Here is an 18,284-nt window from a genome sequence, read left to right as displayed (position 1 = left end):
GCTGATCGACGCGCCCGCCGCGCCATGTTAGCGCTCGTCACATGAGCTGGAAACGCGACAAGCCCGAGGCGCCGCCGCGCGGCTACCATCACGGCAATCTCAAGGAAGAGCTGGTGCGCGCCGCGCTGGGCCTGATCCGCGAGAAGGGGGCCAACGGCTTTACCTTCGCGGAAGCAGCCCGCCTCGCCGGCGTGAGCCCGGCCGCGCCCTACCGGCATTTCCGCGACCGCGACGAGCTTCTGGCGGATGTCGCGACGCGCGGCTTCGTCCTGTTCGAGGCGGCGCTGGCGCGGGCCTGGGACCAGGGCCGGCCCGATCCGCAGGCCGCCTTTCATCGGCTGGGGCTGGCCTATCTCGCCTTCGCCCATGACGAGCCGGCCTATTATGCGGTGATGTTCGAGGCGGGCGTGCCTCTCGATGCCAGCCCCGAGCTGCGCGCGGCGGCCGACCGCGCCTTCCAGGGGCTGCGCGCGGCCTCGGAGGCTCTGATCGCGCTGCTGCCCGCCGGCAACCGCACGCCGGCCCTGATGATGGCGCTGCATGTCTGGTCGATGTCGCATGGCGTCGCCGCGCTGTTCGGCCGGGCCGATGGCGGGCGCCGCCCGCTGCCGATGTCGGCGGCCGAGCTGCTGGAGGCCGGCATGCTGATCTATCTGCAGGGGCTGGGGATCAATTCCGACAAAGATCCGAAGCCATGACTGAAGTCACGGATTCCCAGATCGACGAAGCGATTCTCTCCGAGCTCGGGCCGCGCTCACTTAAAACCGCCCGGATTGTCGTTAGGGTCGGTGAGCTGTTTAACGAAGCGGATCAGGCCTTTCTCGACAGGGTCGAGGCGCGTATCGGTGTGTTGATCGAAGCAGGGCGAGTGCGCTTATTTGGTCGTCTGGCAGATTGGCGCTGTAGCGAACTTGCCTTGATGCCGCCCGACGCGTGATTGCCCATCGTGCGCCGCTCCCATCGAAGCGCTTTTGATTGTCCAGCCCTCTGAATGCTCAATCTTGACAAGCGGACCGCCGTCCCCCATTTATGTAAATGTGATTTACATTCACGCTTTGTCAGGGTGAGGGACCAATGCCGATCGTCGAGAAGCTCGATGAATATGGGAAGGGAGCCTGGATCGCCTTCGCGGTTCTCGGCTTCGTCGTGTTCTGGCCTCTGGGTCTGGCGACCCTGGCCTTTCTGTTCTGGAGTGGACGCATGGGTTGCGGAATGAGCGGTGCCGACCGCTACGAACACAGGATGAACCGTCTGCAGAGCAAGATGGAGCGCCTGAAGGAACGCATGGGCGGCCGCCACGGCGGCTTCGGTGGCGGCTGGGGCGGCGGGCCGTCCAGCGGCAACCGCGCCTTCGACGAGTACCGCGCCGAGACCCTGCGCCGCCTCGAGGAGGAGCAGAAGGAGTTCCAGGATTTTCTGGGCCGGCTGCGCATGGCCCGCGACAAGGCCGAGTTCGACCAGTTCATGGCCGCCCGTCGCGGCGAGAACCCCGAGCCGCAGGCCAGCGCCGGCTGACGCTCCCCACCGACGTCACGCATCGAAGCGCCCGTCCCGGGACAAAGGGGCGGGCGTTATTGCGCATGCGGAAGCGCGCGCTCCCTTTCTCAGCGTCCGTCAGGCGCGGGCGACCCAACCGCGCCAGGTGAAGGCGGCGTAGAACATCGCAATGTCGGAAAACCCTGCATCGCGAAGAATGTGTTCGTCCTCGACCGGGTCGAGGAGGTTCAAATGCGCATCAACCGCAGCGCGCGCCGAGGCCGCCTGGGCGGGATCGGCGCCCGCTGTGACCGCATAGGCGGCGTACCGCGACAGCCATCTCGGTCGTGACGCCGGCTCCTGCGGGAAGCTGCTATGGGCGGCGACGAATGGCGCACCGGGCTTGAGCCTGGCGTGGATGGCTCGCGTCGTGCGCAGGCGCTCGGCCGCATCGAGGAAATGCAGGGTCAGCAGGCAGGTGGCCGCATCGAAGGGCCCGGCCGGCGCATCGTCGATATAGCCATGCACCAGTTCGATGCGCGGCATCAGCGGCCCGAGCGTCTTGCCGGCCAAGTCGAGCATGGGCTGGGACGGATCGACGCCGACGAAGCTCCAATCGGGCTGTGCCCGTGCCAGCGAACCGAGCTCGAGCCCGCCGCCCGCGCCCAGCACCAGCACGCGTGCCGAGGCGGGTGCGTTCTCGGCAAGCAGGACGGCCGTCATGCGGTGCAGCGCCTCGAGGCCGGGAACGAAACGCGGCGGGCCTTCGGCGTAGTGGGCGATGGCTTCCGGATCTTTGAAGCTGTCGGTGGCGTTGCGGATAGGCTGGATGCATGCGTTCGTCATGGGCAGGAACCTTCGGGGTGTGCGCGAAGCGCAAGACGCGCACGGAAATCGGCGTGCAGCGTTGCGAGCGTGATGGTGCCGAGACGCGCGAGCAGCATGGCCTCGGCCTCGCGGAAACTGTCCGCAAGCGCCGCGTTGACCGCCTGTTCGACGAGGCAGGAGGGCGCTTCGGTTCGGTGACCGATCGCGAGCAGCTCGCGTTCGCCGAGCGCTTCATGAATGTCGCGCAGCGTGATGTCGGCGAGGTCGCAGGCCAGAGCCCAGCCGCCGCCATGGCCCTTCCCCGAGCGGACATAGCCGCGCTGGCGCAAGCCGGCCATGATCCGCCGGATGACGACCGGGTTGGTCTGCATGATGCGGGCGAGGTTTTCGGACGTGACGGGCTCGTCGCGCCCCGCCATATGCAGCAGGACGTGGAGAAGGCCCGACAGGCGGCTGTCTCTTTTCATGTAACTTTGGTAATTACATGATGCGGAGAAGGCAAGGCTCTCCGATGAAACGCGGGGGAGATCGCTGCATCCTTGCTCATCGAAACCCGGTCCAGCGCCGGCGTATACCCGGCATTAACCTTGCTGGAGGCTTAACTCCATCGCGAGCATGCGTTTCGCAGGAAACCCCCTTTGCGCCCATCTTTCGCCGGATTCGAAGGCGATTGAAGGCCACGGCATTTCCCCGGATCGCGGATCGGGCGGCGTCGCGGGGTCACCCACGGCGCGTGTGGCGGGGCGTTGGCTGGGCGACCGGTCCGAGCCGCCTGGCAGAAGGATAACAGGATGAACCCCGCCGACGTCGCGCAGGCCGCGCCGCAGATCGACATGTCGTTCTGGTCCCTGTTCTGGCACGCCCATATTGTCGTGAAGCTGGTGATGCTCGGGCTGATCGGCGCCTCGGTCTGGTGCTGGTCGATCATCATCGACAAGACGCTGCTTTACCGCCGCACGAGGCGCGACATGGATGCCTTCGAGGAGGTGTTCTGGTCCGGCCGCTCGCTCGAGGAACTCTATCGCGAGCTGGCCGCCCGGCCGGCCACCGACATGGCCGCCGTCTTCGTCGCGGCCATGCGCGAATGGAAGCGGTCTTTCGAGAATGGCGGGCGCTCCGTCGCCAGCCTGTCGCAGCGCATCGACAAGGTGCTCGACGTGACCATCCAGCGCGAGACCGAGCGGTTGGAATCGAAGCTGCTCGTGCTCTCGACCATCGCCTCGGCCGCGCCCTTCATCGGCCTGTTCGGCACGGTCTGGGGCATCATGCATTCCTTCACCGCCATCGCGGTCTCCAAGAACTCCTCGCTCGCCGTCGTGGCGCCCGGCATCGCCGAGGCGCTGTTCGCGACCGCGATCGGCCTCTTCGCCGCGATTCCGGCGCTGATGGCCTACAACAAGCTGCAGGCCGAGGTCGCCAAGGCCTCGGGCCGTCTGGAAGCCTTCGCCGACGAGTTCTCCGCGATCCTGTCGCGGCAGATCGACGAGCGGCTGGCGGCATGAGGGGCTGACACCATGGGCATGTCCGCAGCATCCGGCGCGAAGTCGGGCGGCCGCCGCGGCCGCCGCGGGCGCAGGCACGCCGCCATCGCCGAGATCAACATGACGCCGTTCATCGACGTCATGCTGGTGCTCCTGATCATCTTCATGGTCGCGGCGCCGCTGATCGCGACGGGCGTTCCGCTCGACCTGCCGCAGACCGGCGCCAAGCCGATCAATGTCGACCAGAAGCCGATCACCATCGCCATCGACGGCAAGGGCCAGATCTTCCTGCAGGACCAGCCGACGCTGGAGCCGGATCTGGTGACCAAGCTGCAGGGGCTGGCGAAGCAAGGCTTCGACGAGCGCATCTATGTGCGGGGCGACCGCATGGTCGATTACGGCCGGGTCGCCTCGGTAATGTCGACGATCACGTCGGCGGGCTTCAAGCGGGTCGCGCTCGTCACCGAGCCGGCCGCGCGCTGAGCGGGATGAAAGCGGAGAACACGACGCGGTGAAGCTCTCCTCCGAACCGGGCATGGTGGTGTCGGCGCTCGGCCACGCGACGTTTCTCGTCGCGGGGCTGCTGGCGTTCTCCGCCCCTGCGCCGTTGCCGGACAATGAGGAGGCGATCGCCGTCGAGATGGTCGATGCGAGTGCGCTCAACCAGGTGACGCGCGGCGAGCGCAAGGCCGAGAAGGTGCAGGAGCAGCCGCTCCAGCGCGCCGAGCGCAAGCAGGAGATCGTCGAGCGCAAGGAGGAGGGCGAGGCCAAGCAGGATGCGCCCGCCCCGCCGAGCCGCCCGGCCGAACTCAAGACCGCGGAGGACAATGCCGCTGCACCGCTGCCGCCCTCGCGGGCCGCCAATCTGCCCAAGCCCGAGGTGAAGCCTCCGGAGCCGGTCAAGCAGCCGACGCAAAAGAGCGGGCCGAGCGCCGCCGAGATCGCGGAGCAGAAGCGCGAGGAACTGGCCAAGCTCGCCGAAGAGGCCGAGCTCGCCAGCAAGGCGAAGCAGGCCGAGGAGGCCGCGAGGGCCGCCGCGAAGGCGAAGGCTGAAGCCGAGGCGAATGCCCGTGCAGAAGCTGCGGCCAAAGCGAAAGCCGAAGCGCTGGCCAAGGCCGAAGCCGAAAAGGCCGCCAAGGAGAAGGCGGAGGCCGCTGCCAAGGCGAAAGCCGAGGCCGAAGCGAAGGCCAAGATCGCAGCCGCCGCGAAGGCCAAGCAGGAGGCCGAAGCCAAGGCCAAGCGCGAGATGGAGATCGCCAAGAACTTCAATCCGAGCGACATCTCCAAGCTGCTCCAGTCGAAGGAGCAGGCCCAGTCGACCGGCTCGGCCGCGCCGCAGGTCAACCGCACGGCGTCGCTCGGCACCGAACGGGGCTCCTCGCAGAAGCTCAGCCCTTCGCTGCGCGGCCAGCTCATCGGCATCATCCAGGACCAGCTGATGAAGTGCTGGAACGTGCCGATCGCGCTCGCCAATGCGCGTGGCGCCGTTGTGCCGCAGGTGCGGATGAAGCTCGCCGCGGACGGCTCGCTGCTTGCGCCGCCGGGCGTGGTGAATTCCTCCTCCGACCCCCTCTTCGCGGTCGCAGCCAGTTCGGCCCTGACCGCCACCCGCCGCTGCGCGCCGTTGCGCATTCCGGCTCAATTCGCCGCCTATTACGACGACTGGCGCGACGTCATCGTCAATTTCGACGCAAGGGACGTGCTGTGACCCTGATCGACCGCAATCCTCTTCCGCTGCTGCCGGCTGCGCCCTCGCGCCGCAGGCTGCTCGCGCTCGCCGGCGCCTCGCTGCTCGTGCCGGCCGCGGCGCGTGCCGAACTCGTCATCGACCTCCGCGGCGGCACCTTCCAGCCGCTGCCGATCGCCATCGCCGATTTCGGCGGCGAGGGCGGGGTGCTGGTCTCGGGCGTGATCGGCAACAATCTCAGGCGCTGCGGCTATTTCGCGCCGATCGACAAGGCGCGCCATCCCGACAAGAACCCGCCCTTCGACGCCGTGCCGGACTTCAATTCCTGGAAGGCGGCGGGCGTGCAGGCGCTGGTGACGGGGCGCGTCTCGCGCGACGGCTCCGGCCGGATCAAGGCCGAGTTCCGGCTCTGGGACGTGACGACCGGCACGCAGACCGACGGCCAGCAGTATTTCACCGACCCGAACAACGCCCGGCGCGTCGGCCATATCATTTCCGACGCGATCTACACCAAGATCACCGGCGTCGGCGGCTTCTTCGACACCCGCGTCGTCTTCGTCGACGAATCCGGCCCGAAGGAGAACCGCCGGAAGCGGCTGGCCATCATGGATCAGGACGGGGCGAATGTCCGCTACCTGACCGACGGCTCGATCTCCGTGGTGACGCCGCGCTATTCGCCCGTGTCGCAGGAGGTGACCTACATGTCGCAGCGGCTCGGCGAGCAGCCGCGCGTGCATGTGCTCAACATCGAGACCGGGCAGCGCCAGATCGTCGGGAATTTCCCGGACATGACCTCGAGCCCGCGTTTCGCCCCGAACGGGGCGCGCATCGCGCTCAGTCTGCAGCAGGGCGGCAACGCCAATCTCTATGCCATCGACATCGGCTCGCGCACGACGATGCGGCTGACCTCGACCGGGGCGATCGACACTTCGCCCTCCTATTCGCCCGACGGCACGCAGATCGTCTTCGAGAGCGACCGCGGCGGCTCTCAACAGCTCTATCTCATGGGGGCCGGGGGCGGGGAGGGCAAACGCCTCTCCTTCGGCCAGGGCTCCTACTCGCAGCCGAGCTGGTCGCCGCGCGGCGACCTGATCGCCTTCACCAAGCGCGGCGGTGGCGGCTTCGCCATCGGCGTGATGCGCCCGGACGGCTCGGGCGAGCGGCTGCTGACCGAGGGCTTCCACAACGAGGCGCCGAACTGGGCGCCCAACGGCCAGTACATCATGTTCTTCCGCGATCCCGGCGGCCAGTCCGGCGGCAAGCTCTACATGGTGGACATCACCGGCCGCGTCGAAGTGCCGGTGCCGACGCCCGCCTTCGCCTCCGACCCGACCTGGTCGCCGCTGCTCACGGCGGCGCGCTGAGGCGCGGCGGGTTTCAGCCCGCCGCCTCGCCCCCGACGAGGGTGAAGCCCTCGTCGATCCAGCCCGTGACGCCGCCGGCCATGATCTTCACGGGCCGGCCCAGTTCTGCGAGGCGCAGGGCGGCCTTGGCCGCACCGTTGCAATGCGGGCCGGCGCAATAGGTCACGAAGAGCGTGTCCTGCGGCCAGTCTTCCAGCTTCGAGCGCACGATCTTGCCCACCGGCAGGTTGATCGCCCCGTCGACATGGCCGCGGGCGAAAAGCGCCGGGCTGCGGACGTCCAGCAGCACGAAGTCCGGCTGCTTCGACAGGGCGTCGTGAACATCCCAGCAATCGGTCTCGAAGGTGAACTCGGCGGCGAAATGCGCGCGGGCGAGATCGCTCGGCGCGGCGGGGACGGCGGTGACGGTGGTGGTGGTCATGTGGTGGGCTCCTGGTGACCCGCTCATCTCGCAAACCGGCACGCCCTCTTGCAATTGGCGCAAATGACAGAGTACGGGCAGATCATGCCAAACACGACCGGTCCCCTCGTCGTCGCGCTGCTCTATGACGGACTCTGCACCTTCGAGTTCGGCATCGTGGCCGAGATCTTCGGTCTGTCGCGCCCGGAGATGGGCGAGGGCTGGTACCGCTTCGCCAGCTGCGCGGTCGAGGACGGGCCGTTGCGGGCGCATGGCGGCTTCCTGCTGACGCCGCAGCACGGCCCGGAGCTGATCGGCGAGGCCGATCTCATCGTCGTGCCGGGATGGAAGGGGGCCGACCATCCGGTTCCCGAGGCACTCTGCGAGCGCCTGCGCAGGGCTCACGAGCGCGGTGCGCGGCTCGTCTCGATCTGCTCGGGCGCTTTCGTGCTGGCGGCGACGGGCCTGCTCGACGGCGGTGTGGCGACGACGCATTGGCGTTATGCCGAGGCGCTGCGCGCGCGCCATCCGACCATAGCGATCGACGATGCCTCGCTCTACCGGGCACAGGGACGGATCTTCACCTCGGCGGGCAGCGCCGCCGGCATCGACCTGCTGATCGAGATCGTGCGGCAGGATTTCGGGGCCGAGGCGGCCAACTCCGTCGCGCGGCGCCTGGTGATGCCGGCCCATCGCACCGGCGGCCAGGCGCAGTTCCTGGAGCGGCCGGTGGCCCGCCACCGCCATGCCGAGATCGCGCCGCTGCTCGACAGGATCCGGGCGAAGCTGGATGCGCCCTGGAGCACGGCCGAGATGGCGGCGTCGTGCCGGATGAGCCTGCGGACCTTTCTGAGGCGGTTCCAGGACGCCACCGGCTCGTCGCCGGGCGACTGGCTGATCGGCGAACGGGTGGAAGAGGCGAAGCGTCTGCTGCTGGATGGCAAGCTCGGCGCCCAGGAGATCGCATTGGCGGTCGGGATGGGCACGCCGGACACGCTGCGCCATCATTTCCGCAGGAGGGTCGGCATCAGCCCGCTGGAGTACCGGGCGCGCTTCGTCTCGGGGGCGCAGGAGCGCGTGGCGACCGCAGCGCAGATGCTCGGGACTGTGCCTCCGATGCCACAACCGAGCCGCGAATCCCCGATCGCAGGGATTGATTAACCATATGCCGCAATGCCGCCACTTCGCCTTGATCTGGCAAGGTCTCGTTTAGGTTGACGCTTCATTGATGCCTGCAAGTGCATCTCATCCCTTGTCCGTCGTCGTCGAGACACGCGCCTCGCCAAGTTCGAACGCCCGGAGTTCATCATGCTCGCCACCCTCTTTGCCGGCGGCCGCGCCGTCCGTTTCGCCGCCGCCATCGCCGCCTCGCTCGCGCTCGGCGCCTGCGCCAACAATCAGAACGCCGACGGCAGCGGCTTCGGCGCCGGCGGCGCCGCGACCCCGGGCAGCGCCCAGGATTTCGTCGTCAATGTCGGCGACCGCGTCTTCTTCGAGACCGACTCCACCGACCTGACGCCGACGGCCGTCGCCACGCTCGACAAGCAGTCGGCCTGGCTGCAGCGCTATCCGCGCTACACCTTCGTGGTCGAGGGCCATGCCGACGAGCGCGGCACCCGCGAATACAACTTCTCGCTCTCTGCGCGCCGCGCCCAGACCGTGCGCGACTACCTCGCCTCGCGCGGCATCCAGGGCAACCGCATGCGCATCGTCAGCTACGGCAAGGAGCGTCCGGTCGCGGTCTGCAACGACATCTCCTGCTGGTCGCAGAACCGTCGCTCGGTCACGGTTCTGGACGGCGCCGGCGGCGGCGTCTGACCCCCGGTTGCTATCCGTCGTCTTCGGGGCCGGCACCTTCCTTTTCGGAACGGTGTCGGCCCTTTCATATTTTGGCCGTGGTCGCAGCGTGTTATAGCGACGCATCCCCACTCCAACCCGGTTCCCGACGCATGCTGCGAATCCATGCTCCCGCCTGGAAGATCCGCTCCGGCCTGGCCGCCCTGGCCATGGGTACGGCGATCTCCTGCCTGAGCCTGCCCGCCTCGGCGCAGGACGCCGCCGATCTCGTCGTGCGCACCTCGCGGATGGAGAACCAGATCCGCCAGCTCTCCGGCCAGATCGAGCAGCTTCAGTTCGAGAACCGCCGCCTCAGCGAGCAGCTGCGCAAGTTCCAGGAAGATGTCGAATTCCGCCTGAACGAGCGGGGCGGCGGCCGTGCGCCGGCCGCGGCTGCGCCCGGGGGCGCGGCTCCGGCTGCCGGCGCTCAGCGCCCGCAGCGGCGCAGCGACGCCTTCGATCCGAGCACGCAGGTCGGCGCCGCCGGCGCGCCGCGCCCGCTCAATGGCGGCATCGGCGGGATCATCGAGGAAGAGTTTGCCAATGACGGCAGCGGGCAGGGCCCGCTCGACCTGCAGGGCGTCGGCCGCGGCGTGCCGGGTGGCGCGCTGCCGCAGCCGGCCCCACGCGGGGCCAGCGTGGCGGCCGCCAGCGGCCCGGCCACCGCGAAGGAAGCCTACGACGCCGCCTATGCCGCGATCCTGCGCAAGGAATACGAGCAGGCCGAGATGGGCTTCCGCCAGTTCCTGCAGAGCTTTCCGCGCGACCGCCTCGCCATCGACGCGACCTACTGGCTGGGCGAGAGCTATCTCCAGCGCAAGCGCTACCGCGAGGCGGCCGAGCAGTTCCTGAAAGTCAGCAGCGACGCCCCGCGCTCGGCCAAGGCGCCCGAGAGCCTGCTGCGCCTCGGAATCGCGCTGAACGGCCTCGGCGCGCGTGACCAGGCCTGCGCGACCTATGCCAAGGTCGGCGTCGACTATCCCAGCGCGCCCAATTCGGTGCGGCAGGGCGTGGAGCGCGAGCGCCGCCGCTCGGGCTGCGCTTGAGCGCCGTCGAGCCGCTTTCCAGCGATCATCCCCCTCTCGGGGCGCGCGAGGCGAGTGAGCTGTTCGCCGACCTCGCAGCCGAAGACCGCCTTCTCGTCGCCGTCTCCGGCGGACCGGATTCGGTTGCGCTGCTCTCCCTGCTGACCGAGTGGTCGCGCGAGCCCGGTCGTCCCGCTGTCATGGCGGCGACGGTCGACCATGGGCTGCGTGCCGCTTCGGCCGGCGAGGCCGTCGCCGTCGCCGCTCTCTGCGCCCGCCTCGGTGTTCCTCATCGCATCCTGCGCTGGGAGGGAGACAAGCCTTCCAGCCGGCTTCAGGAACGCGCCCGTGCCGCGCGCTACGCCCTGCTGGCGCAGGAGGCGGAGCGTCTCGGCGGCGCCGTGCTCGTGACCGCCCATACACTCGACGACCAGGCCGAGACGCTGCTGATGCGGATGGCGCGTGGTTCCGGCCCCTCGGGCCTCGCGGGGATGCGCCGCCGCGCGGTCTGGCACGGCACGGTTTTGGTCCGGCCTCTGCTGGGCGTGCCCAAGGCGCGTCTCGTCGCGACGGCACAGGCGCGCGGCTTGTCTTTCGTCACGGATCCGAGCAATGGCGATCCGCGGTTCGCGCGGGCGCGCTGGCGCGCCCTGGCGCCGCTGCTCGCCGGCGAGGGGCTGGATGCGGAACGCCTGTCGCTGCTGGCCGGGCGGCTGGCGCGTCTCGACGAGGCGGTCGCCGCGCGGGCGGACGCCGTTGCCGCCGCGCTGCTGTCGGCCGAGCCGGGAGCGCCGCTGCTGCGGCTGGATTTCGAGGCTCTGCGGCAGGAGCCCGAGGAGATCGTGCTGCGCGTCGTCGCCCTGGCGCTCGCGCGGCTGGATGTCGATGCGGAGGGCGCGGTCCGGCTGGAGCGGCTGGAGGCCTGCGTGGCCGCCTTGCTGCAGGCGGCACAGGCGGGCCTGCCGCTGACGCGCACGCTGGCCGGGACTGTGCTTACGCTGCGCCGGGATGGCGAGCTCGCGCTGCGGCCGGAGGGGCCTCGCCGACGTGGTATTCACCCTGCGGCAACATAGGCGAAAGGGCGCAAATGTCTTTCCCTTGGCAATGGGCCCGCCCGCACCTAGATTGACACTGCAAACTCTCGGCCTCTTCCGGTTGGTCCGGCAGGCCTGATCGGACAGATGATGAATCCGAACTTCCGAAATTTCGCCCTTTGGGTGGTGATCTTCCTGCTGGTCCTGGCGCTCGTGACGCTGTTCCAGAGTCCGAGCCAGCGCGCCAACGTCAACGAGATCCCCTACAGCCAGCTCATCAACGAGTCGGAGGCGGGGCGCATCAGCAATGTCGTCGTCGCCGGGCAGGAGATTTCCGGCACCTTCTCCGACGGGCGCAGCTTCGTGACCTACGCACCCTATGGCGATCCGGCGCTGCTGAAGACGCTGGCGCAGAAGGGCGTTCAGGTCTCGGCCCGCGCCCCCTCCGAGGGCACGCCCTGGTTCATGGCGCTGCTGGTCAATTCGCTGCCCTTCGTCATCTTCATCGGCCTGTGGATCTTCATGTCCCGCCAGATGCAGAACGGCGCCGGCCGGGCGATGGGCTTCGGCAAGTCGAAGGCCAAGCTGCTGACCGAGGCGCATGGCCGCGTCACCTTCGAGGATGTCGCGGGCATCGACGAGGCCAAGGAAGACCTGACCGAGATCGTCGAGTTCCTGCGCGACCCGCAGAAGTTCCAGCGGCTGGGCGGGCGCATCCCGCGCGGCGTGCTGCTGGTCGGCCCTCCCGGCACCGGCAAGACGCTGACGGCGCGCGCCGTCGCGGGCGAAGCCAATGTGCCCTTCTTCACGATCTCCGGCTCGGACTTCGTCGAGATGTTCGTCGGCGTCGGCGCCAGCCGCGTCCGCGACATGTTCGAGCAGGCCAAGAAGAACTCGCCCTGCATCATCTTCATCGACGAGATCGACGCCGTCGGCCGCCATCGCGGCGCCGGCCTCGGCGGCGGCAATGACGAGCGCGAGCAGACGCTGAACCAGCTCCTGGTCGAGATGGACGGCTTCGAGCCGAACGAGGGCGTCATCATCATCGCGGCCACCAACCGGCCCGACGTGCTCGACCCCGCCCTGCTGCGTCCGGGCCGCTTCGACCGCCAGATCGTGGTGCCGAACCCCGACGTCGCCGGCCGCGAGAAGATCCTGCGGGTCCATGTCCGCAAGGTCCCGATGGCGCCGGATGTCGATCTGCGCGTGCTCGCCCGCGGCACGCCCGGCTTCTCGGGCGCCGACCTGATGAACCTCGTCAACGAGGCGGCGCTGCTGGCGGCGCGGCGCGGCAAGCGCATGGTCACCCATGCCGAGTTCGAGGACGCCAAGGACAAGGTCATGATGGGCGCCGAGCGCAAATCCATGGCGATGTCCGAGGAGGAGAAGAAGCTCACCGCCTATCACGAGGCCGGCCACGCCATCGTCGGATTGTATGTCCCGGCCGGCATCCCGGTCCACAAGGCGACCATCATCCCGCGCGGTCGCGCGCTCGGCATGGTCAAGTTCCTGCCGGAAGGCGACCGCTACTCGATGAAGTTCAAGGAATTCACCTCGCAGCTCGCGGTCGCCATGGGCGGGCGCGTGGCGGAGGAGATGACCTTCGGGCGCGAGAACGTCACCTCGGGCGCCACGGGCGACATCCAGCAGGCGACCAAGATGGCCAAGGCCATGGTCACCCAGATGGGCTATTCGGACGAGCTCGGCATGGTCGCCTATGGCGACAACCAGGAAGAGGTGTTCCTGGGCATGTCGATGGGCCGCAGCCAGAACGTCTCCGAGGCGACGGCGCAGAAGATCGACGCCGAGGTCAAGCGCCTCGTCGACCAGGGCTATCAGGACGCCAAGAAGATCCTCACCGAGCATCACGAGCAGTTCGTGGCGGTCGCCGAGGCGCTGCTGGAGTTCGAAACGCTCACCGGCGAGGAAATCCGCGACCTGATCGCCGGCAAGCGCCCGACGCGCGACATCGACGATACGCCCTCGACGCCGCGTGGCTCCGCCGTGCCGAGCGCGGGCAAGGGCCGCAAGCGCGGCGAGCCCGATGCCGGGCTGGAGCCGCAGCCGCAGGTCTGAGCAGCCAACAGCAAGAGAATGAAAAGGGCGCCTCGCGGCGCCCTTTTTCGTTCTTGGATGTCGTCCCTGGCTGAGGGGGAGGGCGCTCAGAAGAGCCCTTCGATCCGCCCTTGGGCGTCGATATGGATGCGCTCGGCGGCCGGTACGCGCGGCAGGCCGGGCATCGTCATGATGTCCCCGCAGATCGCTACGACGAAGCCGGCGCCGGCCGAGAGCCGGACCTCGCGCACCGGGACGATATGCCCGGAGGGCGCGCCACGCAGCGTCGGGTCGGCCGAGAAGGAGTATTGCGTCTTGGCGACGCAGACCGGCAGATGGCCATGGCCGTCCGTCTCGAGCTCCGCGAAGCGGGCGCGCACCTTCGCATCGCCCGCGATGCCATCGGCGCCGTAAATCTCTCGCGCAACGGTCTCGAGCTTCTGCCAGAGCGGCATCTCGTCGGGGTAGAGCGGGGCGAAATCGGCCTCGCCGCTCTCGGCCAGCGCGACGACCTTGTGGGCGAGTTCCTCGGTGCCGGCGCCGCCTTCCGCCCAGTGCCGGCAGATCACCGCATCGACGCCGAGCTGCTCGCGGCAATAGCTCGCGATCAGGGCGTGTTCGGCCTCGGTGTCGCTGGTGAAATGGTTGATCGCGACGATCGGCGGCACGCCGAACTTCCGGATGTTGCCGACATGGCGAGCGAGGTTGGCGAGACCCGCCTGGAGCGCGGCGAGATCCTCGCTGCCTAGCGCCTCCTTCGCCGCGCCGCCATGCATCTTGAGGGCGCGGACGGTCGCGACGATGACGGCCGCGGCAGGCTTCAGCCCGGTCTTGCGGCATTTGATGTCGAAGAACTTCTCGGCGCCGAGATCGGCGCCGAAGCCGGCCTCCGTGACCGTGTAGTCGGCGAGCTTCAGGGCGGCGCGGGTGGCGATGGCGGAGTTGCAGCCATGGGCGATGTTGGCGAAGGGGCCGCCATGGACGAAGGCGGGCGTGCCCTCCAGCGTCTGCACGAGGTTGGGCATCAGCGCGTCCTTGAGCAGGACGCTCATCGCGCCGGTCGCCTTGAGGTCGGCGGCGGTGATCGGTCGCTTGTCGCGGGTGCGCCCCACGACGATGCGGCCGAGTCTGGCCTCGAGGTCGTCGAGATCGGTGGCGAGGCAGAAGATCGCCATGATCTCGGAGGCGACGGTGATGTCGAAACCGTCCTCGCGCGGGAAGCCGTTGCTGGCGCCGCCGAGCGAGGAGACGGTCTGGCGCAGGGCCCGGTCGTTCATGTCCATGACGCGGCGCCAGGCGATGTGGCGCGTGTCGAAGCCGAGGCCGTTGCCCCAGTAGACATGGTTGTCGATCATCGCCGCGAGCAGGTTGTGCGCGCTGGTGATGGCGTGGAAGTCGCCGGTGAAATGCAGGTTGATCTGCTCCATCGGGACGATCTGGGCATGGCCGCCGCCGGCCGCGCCGCCCTTGACGCCGAAGCAGGGACCGAGCGAGGGCTCGCGCAACGCGATCATGCAGCTCTTGCCGATACGGCTGAGCCCATCACCGAGGCCCACCGTCGTCGTCGTCTTGCCCTCGCCGGCCGGGGTTGGGTTGATGGCAGTGACGAGGATCAGCTTGCCGTCCGGCTTGCCCGCGAAGTCCGGAATGGCCTTGGTGTCGATCTTGGCGATGAATTTGCCGTGGGGCTCCAGAGCGTCGACGGGAATGCCGGCTCGCTCGGCGATGTCCGCGATTGGACGAAGCTTCGCCGCGCGTGCGATCTCGATGTCGGTCGGCATTCCCGCCCCTCTCCAGGCTCTGCGAGGCCGGTGGCTCCGGCCGGAATCGTTGCGGCGACACTGCCGCGAAACAGCCGGCTCTGCCACTGCTTTCCAGCGGGCCTGTCCACCTCCGCACTATGTCTTTTGACGCGAGCCCACAGAGCCGCGGCTGCTAGTGCTGCGAACGAACCGGCGCAGTTGCGGGGAGCCCGCGAGGCTGGCATCACTGGCACGAACCGCCAGATCAGCGGTTCATCGCTCGGTTCGGGGGACAATGGATGACGGAGCGATCCTGGCCTGTTGGCGGCGGCGAGGTCGGCGCCATGCTGCGGGGCTGGGACGGGAGCGAGACCGTGCTCGGGCTGCCGGTGGCTTGGCCGGAACGGCTGCGCTCGTCCCTGCAACTCGTGCTGGCGACGCCGACACCAATGGTGATGTTCTGGGGCGCGTCGGGCCTCCTGTTCTACAACGATGCCTATGCGGTGATCGCCGGCGCCAAGCATCCCGCCATCCTGGGGGAGGAATTGCACGAGGCCTGGCCGGAGGTCCGTTTGCTGCATGACGAGGTGATGGAGACCGTCTTCGCGAATGGTCGTCCTCTCTCCTTCCGCGACCTGTCGCTGGTGCTGCATCGCAACGGGGTTGCCGAAGACGTTTGGCTGAACGTGGATTACAGCCCGATCCTGGATGATTCCGGCGTCGCTCTCGGCGTTCTCGCCGTGGTGTTCGAGACCACCGAGCTCATTCACGCGCAGCGCGAGCGCGATGCGGCCGAGCAGGCCCTCCGGCGGCGCGAGCAGGAACTCGCGCAGGTCCAGAAGATCGGCAAGGTCGGCGGGCTCGAGGTCGATCTGCGCGACGGCTTCCGCAACACGCGTTCGCCGGAATATCTCCTGGTGCACGGGCTGCCGCCGGAGGCGGTCAACGAGACCCATGAAGACTGGGTCCGCCGCATTCATCCGCAGGAGCGGGCGATGGTCGAGAGCCATTTCCGCGAAAGCGTGGCCGGCAGCGCGACGGATTACCAGATGGAGTACCGCATCATCCGCCCGTCGGACGGGGCGGTGCGCTGGATTTCGGCGGTGGCGCAGATCGAGCGCGACGGGGAGGGGCGGCCGCTGCGGCTGATCGGCGCCCATATCGACGTGACCGAGCGCAAGGAAACCGAAGCGCAGCTGCGGCTGCTGATGCAGGAACTGGCGCACCGCGTGAAGAACACGCTGGCCATGATCCAGGCCATCGCCTCGCAGACGCTGCGCGGCGCCAGCTCGCTGGAGGCGGCCAACGAGACCTTCACGGCGCGGCTGGGGGCGCTGGCGCGCGCGCATGACCTGCTGGTCGGCGGCGTGCGGGCCCATGCCGCCATGGCCGACATCGCCGCCAGCGTCATCGGCATCCAGGGCGACCCGGCGCGGTTCCAGATCGGCGGTCCGGAGGTCGTGCTGGGGCCGCGCGCGGCGCTGGCGCTCACACTGGTCCTGCATGAGCTGGCGACCAATGCGGTCAAATACGGCTCGCTCTCGATCTCCACCGGCATCGTGACCCTGTCCTGGCGGGTCGACGAGATCGACGGCTCTTCTCAGTTCCGGCTGCGCTGGCAGGAGAGCGGCGGGCCGCCGGTGACGCCGCCGTCGCGGCGCGGCTTCGGCTCGCGCCTGATCGAGCGGACCTTCCCCTCGCCGCGCGGGCGCGCCGAAAGCGCCTATCTGCCGGGGGGGCTCGTCTTCACGCTGGACGCGCCGCTCGAGTCGCTGAAGGACGGCGATGGCGACGAGGCCGGGCGCGTCTGAGGCGCCCGGCTTCCGGCAATCTCAGGCGAGATGGGCGTTCTGCGGGAAGAGGATCCTGCGGGCCTCGTCATCGACCTCCATCTTGAAGGCGAAGGCGTCCTTCAGCGCCGTCGCGCGCTGGGCTGCCGGGCGGGCCGAGATCTCGTCGAGATGGCGCTTCACATGCGGGAACATCCCCGCCCAGTGGTCGCCGACGGCGAAGCCGAGCCGCGTCGCCCAGCCCCAGACCGACATGTCGATCAGGGTGTAGCGCTCGCCCAGCATGTAGCGGCCCTTGGAAAGTTGCGCGTCGATGATGCCCCAGTGGCGCTCCGCCTCGCGGGCGTAGCGGTTGATCGCATAGGGGATCTTCTCGGGCGCGAAGCGGCTGAAATGGACCGCCTGGCCGCAATAGGGACCGATGCCGGTGGCGACGAACATGAGCCAGGAGAGCATCTCGCCGCGGGCCTTCGGCGTGTCGTCGGGGAGGAACTGCCCCGTCTTCTCGGCGAGATAGAGCAGGATCGCGTTGCTGTCGAAGATGGTGACGTCGCCATCGGTCAGCGCAGGGGTTTTGCCGTTGGGGTTGATGGCCAGGAAATCCGGCTTGAACTGGTCGCCCTTGCGGGTATCGACCGGGACCATTTCATAGGGAAGCCCGGCTTCCTCGAGGAAGAGCGCGATCTTCGCCGGATTGGGCGAGGGGTGGTAGTAGAGCTTGATCATCTCGGTCTCCGGGCTTGGGACGGTGGCAGGAGGGTTCAGGCACGAACATGTGCCGGCAGATCGGTCAGGCGGGCGATGGTTGCGTCGGCCGTGAATCCGAGACGCTCCGGGCGCATGCGCAGCGCCTTGAACATCAGCATGGGATCGATCGTTGCGGCGGCATCGAGCTCGCTCCGCAATGCCTCGTCCGTAAGGCGGGCGATGCGCGCGACGCGGAAGCCATGCGCCTTCGCCCCGGCGATGTCGAAGCCGTTGGAGGAGACGAAGAGGATCTGCTCGCGTGCGAGGCCCAGCCTCGCCTCGACATGGGCGTAGCCGCGCGGATCGGGCTTGTAGGCGCCGATCTCGTCGACGCTGATCACCGTCTCGAGCAGCGGGGCGATGCCGGCCTGCGCCACCAGCCGCTCCAGCATCGGCGGACTGCCATTGGAGAAGATGGCGAGCCTCAGCGGCGCGAGCGCTTCCAGCGCCAGCCGCGCTTCCGGATAGAGCGACAGCGCGTCATAGGCGTCGGCGAGGCGCGCGATCTCCGCCGGCGTCGCGGGCAGGCCGAGCGTCTCCAGCGCATAGGCCAGCGAGTCCCGCGTCACCGTGCCGAAATCCGCATAGCGGCCCATCAGGCTGCGCAGCCAGGTGTATTCGAGCTGCTTCAGCCGCCAGAGCTGGGTGATCACCGTGCCGTGACCGGGGAAGGCCGCCTCGGTCGCGGCCGCGACGGACTGAACGTCGAAGAGGGTGCCATAAGCATCAAAGACGACGGCCGCGATCGCCATTCCGGATTCTCCCAACTGCCCCGGCAACCTTCTTAGCACTCGCACTGCCGCAGGGGTGCATGGTATC

The 18,284-nt window shown here is 68.5% G+C and carries 19 protein-coding genes; 13 read left to right on the top strand and 6 right to left on the bottom strand.

The window, feature by feature from the left end; genetic code table 11:
• Window positions 1-41 precede the first annotated feature (41 nt).
• From ACFPN9_RS11070 to ACFPN9_RS11060, 3 genes are all read left to right on the top strand, one after another.
• Complete coding sequence (locus tag ACFPN9_RS11070) at window positions 42-698, top strand: TetR/AcrR family transcriptional regulator (RefSeq protein WP_377816933.1); 657 nt, start codon at window positions 42-44, stop codon at window positions 696-698.
• Window positions 695-937, top strand: coding sequence for a hypothetical protein (locus ACFPN9_RS11065; protein WP_066726281.1), 243 nt, complete (start codon window positions 695-697; stop codon window positions 935-937). Before ACFPN9_RS11070 ends, ACFPN9_RS11065 begins: the two co-directional genes overlap by 4 nt.
• A 137-nt stretch (window positions 938-1,074) precedes the next feature.
• Window positions 1,075-1,515 carry a DUF2852 domain-containing protein gene (locus tag ACFPN9_RS11060; RefSeq protein ID WP_066726283.1) on the top strand — a complete coding sequence of 147 codons (441 nt, stop codon included), beginning with the start codon at window positions 1,075-1,077 and terminating at the stop codon, window positions 1,513-1,515.
• A gap of 99 nt (window positions 1,516-1,614) precedes the next feature.
• Here the strand turns inward: ACFPN9_RS11060 and ACFPN9_RS11055 are convergent, their stop codons facing one another.
• A complete protein-coding gene (locus ACFPN9_RS11055) occupies window positions 1,615-2,322 on the bottom strand; it encodes a class I SAM-dependent methyltransferase (protein ID WP_066726286.1) in 708 nt (235 codons plus the stop codon).
• On the bottom strand, window positions 2,319-2,771 hold the full coding sequence (locus ACFPN9_RS11050; protein WP_066726289.1) for an Rrf2 family transcriptional regulator: 453 nt from the start codon (window positions 2,769-2,771) through the stop codon (window positions 2,319-2,321). Before ACFPN9_RS11050 ends, ACFPN9_RS11055 begins: the two co-directional genes overlap by 4 nt.
• Before the next feature lie 324 nt (window positions 2,772-3,095).
• On the opposite strand from ACFPN9_RS11050, the gene tolQ reads away from it, so the two are divergent.
• From tolQ to tolB, 4 genes are read left to right on the top strand one after another with little or no spacing between them, the layout of a single operon-like run.
• A complete protein-coding gene (tolQ, locus tag ACFPN9_RS11045; RefSeq protein WP_066726292.1) occupies window positions 3,096-3,806 on the top strand; it encodes a protein TolQ in 711 nt (236 codons plus the stop codon).
• A gap of 12 nt (window positions 3,807-3,818) precedes the next feature.
• Window positions 3,819-4,268 (top strand): ExbD/TolR family protein, encoded by a 450-nt coding sequence (locus tag ACFPN9_RS11040; protein ID WP_066726295.1) that lies wholly within the window; start codon window positions 3,819-3,821, stop codon window positions 4,266-4,268.
• A gap of 28 nt (window positions 4,269-4,296) precedes the next feature.
• Entirely contained in the window at window positions 4,297-5,493 is a 1,197-nt protein-coding gene (gene tolA, locus ACFPN9_RS11035; protein WP_377816928.1) for a cell envelope integrity protein TolA, read from the top strand.
• Window positions 5,494-5,495: 2 nt separating this feature from the next.
• Window positions 5,496-6,836, top strand: coding sequence for a Tol-Pal system beta propeller repeat protein TolB (gene tolB / locus ACFPN9_RS11030; RefSeq protein WP_082737617.1), 1,341 nt, complete (start codon window positions 5,496-5,498; stop codon window positions 6,834-6,836).
• A 13-nt stretch (window positions 6,837-6,849) separates the two neighbouring features.
• On the opposite strand, the gene ACFPN9_RS11025 is transcribed toward tolB, so the two are convergent.
• Window positions 6,850-7,257, bottom strand: coding sequence for a rhodanese-like domain-containing protein (locus ACFPN9_RS11025; RefSeq protein ID WP_066726301.1), 408 nt, complete (start codon window positions 7,255-7,257; stop codon window positions 6,850-6,852).
• 84 nt (window positions 7,258-7,341) lie between these two features.
• Here ACFPN9_RS11025 and ftrA point away from each other — a divergent pair, with 84 nt between their 5' ends.
• The 5 genes from ftrA to ftsH all read left to right on the top strand — a co-directional run bounded on the left by ftrA (window position 7,342) and on the right by ftsH (window position 13,207).
• Window positions 7,342-8,397, top strand: a complete 1,056-nt coding sequence (ftrA, locus tag ACFPN9_RS11020) for a transcriptional regulator FtrA (protein ID WP_377816925.1) — start codon at window positions 7,342-7,344, stop codon at window positions 8,395-8,397.
• 147 nt (window positions 8,398-8,544) lie between these two features.
• Window positions 8,545-9,054: a peptidoglycan-associated lipoprotein Pal gene (gene pal / locus ACFPN9_RS11015; protein ID WP_066726304.1), complete on the top strand. Its 510-nt coding sequence runs from the start codon at window positions 8,545-8,547 to the stop codon at window positions 9,052-9,054.
• 131 nt (window positions 9,055-9,185) lie between these two features.
• Complete coding sequence (ybgF, locus tag ACFPN9_RS11010) at window positions 9,186-10,118, top strand: tol-pal system protein YbgF (RefSeq protein WP_082737614.1); 933 nt, start codon at window positions 9,186-9,188, stop codon at window positions 10,116-10,118.
• A complete protein-coding gene (gene tilS, locus ACFPN9_RS11005) occupies window positions 10,115-11,170 on the top strand; it encodes a tRNA lysidine(34) synthetase TilS (protein ID WP_066726307.1) in 1,056 nt (351 codons plus the stop codon). The genes ybgF and tilS overlap by 4 nt, the downstream gene beginning before the upstream one ends.
• A gap of 111 nt (window positions 11,171-11,281) precedes the next feature.
• The gene (ftsH, locus tag ACFPN9_RS11000) at window positions 11,282-13,207 is read left to right on the top strand and encodes an ATP-dependent zinc metalloprotease FtsH (protein WP_066726390.1); all 1,926 of its coding nucleotides are present in this window, start codon (window positions 11,282-11,284) and stop codon (window positions 13,205-13,207) included.
• Between the two features lie 86 nt (window positions 13,208-13,293).
• Here ftsH and ACFPN9_RS10995 read toward each other — a convergent pair whose 3' ends face one another.
• The gene (locus tag ACFPN9_RS10995) at window positions 13,294-14,967 is read right to left on the bottom strand and encodes a formate--tetrahydrofolate ligase (RefSeq protein ID WP_066726310.1); all 1,674 of its coding nucleotides are present in this window, start codon (window positions 14,965-14,967) and stop codon (window positions 13,294-13,296) included.
• A gap of 260 nt (window positions 14,968-15,227) precedes the next feature.
• On the opposite strand from ACFPN9_RS10995, the gene ACFPN9_RS10990 reads away from it, so the two are divergent.
• The gene (locus tag ACFPN9_RS10990; protein WP_066726313.1) at window positions 15,228-16,739 is read left to right on the top strand and encodes a sensor histidine kinase; all 1,512 of its coding nucleotides are present in this window, start codon (window positions 15,228-15,230) and stop codon (window positions 16,737-16,739) included.
• 21 nt (window positions 16,740-16,760) lie between these two features.
• Here ACFPN9_RS10990 and ACFPN9_RS10985 read toward each other — a convergent pair whose 3' ends face one another.
• Both ACFPN9_RS10985 and ACFPN9_RS10980 read right to left on the bottom strand, forming a co-directional pair.
• Complete coding sequence (locus tag ACFPN9_RS10985; protein ID WP_066726316.1) at window positions 16,761-17,444, bottom strand: glutathione S-transferase family protein; 684 nt, start codon at window positions 17,442-17,444, stop codon at window positions 16,761-16,763.
• A 35-nt stretch (window positions 17,445-17,479) separates the two neighbouring features.
• A complete protein-coding gene (locus ACFPN9_RS10980) occupies window positions 17,480-18,217 on the bottom strand; it encodes a haloacid dehalogenase type II (RefSeq protein ID WP_066726319.1) in 738 nt (245 codons plus the stop codon).
• Between the last annotated feature and the right edge of the window lie 67 nt (window positions 18,218-18,284).

Origin of the sequence: Allobosea massiliensis (assembly GCF_042655245.1) — a bacterium.
In the GTDB taxonomy this organism is placed as follows: Bacteria; Pseudomonadota; Alphaproteobacteria; order Rhizobiales; family Beijerinckiaceae; genus Allobosea; species Allobosea massiliensis.
The sequence above is the reverse complement of the archived record's forward strand: the minus strand, read 5'-3'. Positions and strand labels throughout refer to the sequence as shown.

What these genes read in the sequence shown, in the direction of transcription:
- ACFPN9_RS11070 (WP_377816933.1), top strand. Translation starts at nt 42, where the DNA reads ATGAGCTGGAAACGCGACAAGCCCGAGGCGCCGCCGCGCGGCTACCAT.
- ACFPN9_RS11065 (WP_066726281.1), top strand. Translation starts at nt 695, where the DNA reads ATGACTGAAGTCACGGATTCCCAGATCGACGAAGCGATTCTCTCCGAG.
- ACFPN9_RS11060 (WP_066726283.1), top strand. Translation starts at nt 1,075, where the DNA reads ATGCCGATCGTCGAGAAGCTCGATGAATATGGGAAGGGAGCCTGGATC.
- ACFPN9_RS11055 (WP_066726286.1), bottom strand. Translation starts at nt 2,322, where the DNA reads ATGACGAACGCATGCATCCAGCCTATCCGCAACGCCACCGACAGCTTC.
- ACFPN9_RS11050 (WP_066726289.1), bottom strand. Translation starts at nt 2,771, where the DNA reads ATGAAAAGAGACAGCCGCCTGTCGGGCCTTCTCCACGTCCTGCTGCAT.
- tolQ (WP_066726292.1), top strand. Translation starts at nt 3,096, where the DNA reads ATGAACCCCGCCGACGTCGCGCAGGCCGCGCCGCAGATCGACATGTCG.
- ACFPN9_RS11040 (WP_066726295.1), top strand. Translation starts at nt 3,819, where the DNA reads ATGGGCATGTCCGCAGCATCCGGCGCGAAGTCGGGCGGCCGCCGCGGC.
- ACFPN9_RS11025 (WP_066726301.1), bottom strand. Translation starts at nt 7,257, where the DNA reads ATGACCACCACCACCGTCACCGCCGTCCCCGCCGCGCCGAGCGATCTC.
- ftrA (WP_377816925.1), top strand. Translation starts at nt 7,342, where the DNA reads ATGCCAAACACGACCGGTCCCCTCGTCGTCGCGCTGCTCTATGACGGA.
- pal (WP_066726304.1), top strand. Translation starts at nt 8,545, where the DNA reads ATGCTCGCCACCCTCTTTGCCGGCGGCCGCGCCGTCCGTTTCGCCGCC.
- ybgF (WP_082737614.1), top strand. Translation starts at nt 9,186, where the DNA reads ATGCTGCGAATCCATGCTCCCGCCTGGAAGATCCGCTCCGGCCTGGCC.
- ftsH (WP_066726390.1), top strand. Translation starts at nt 11,282, where the DNA reads ATGAATCCGAACTTCCGAAATTTCGCCCTTTGGGTGGTGATCTTCCTG.
- ACFPN9_RS10995 (WP_066726310.1), bottom strand. Translation starts at nt 14,967, where the DNA reads ATGCCGACCGACATCGAGATCGCACGCGCGGCGAAGCTTCGTCCAATC.
- ACFPN9_RS10990 (WP_066726313.1), top strand. Translation starts at nt 15,228, where the DNA reads ATGACGGAGCGATCCTGGCCTGTTGGCGGCGGCGAGGTCGGCGCCATG.
- ACFPN9_RS10985 (WP_066726316.1), bottom strand. Translation starts at nt 17,444, where the DNA reads ATGATCAAGCTCTACTACCACCCCTCGCCCAATCCGGCGAAGATCGCG.
- ACFPN9_RS10980 (WP_066726319.1), bottom strand. Translation starts at nt 18,217, where the DNA reads ATGGCGATCGCGGCCGTCGTCTTTGATGCTTATGGCACCCTCTTCGAC.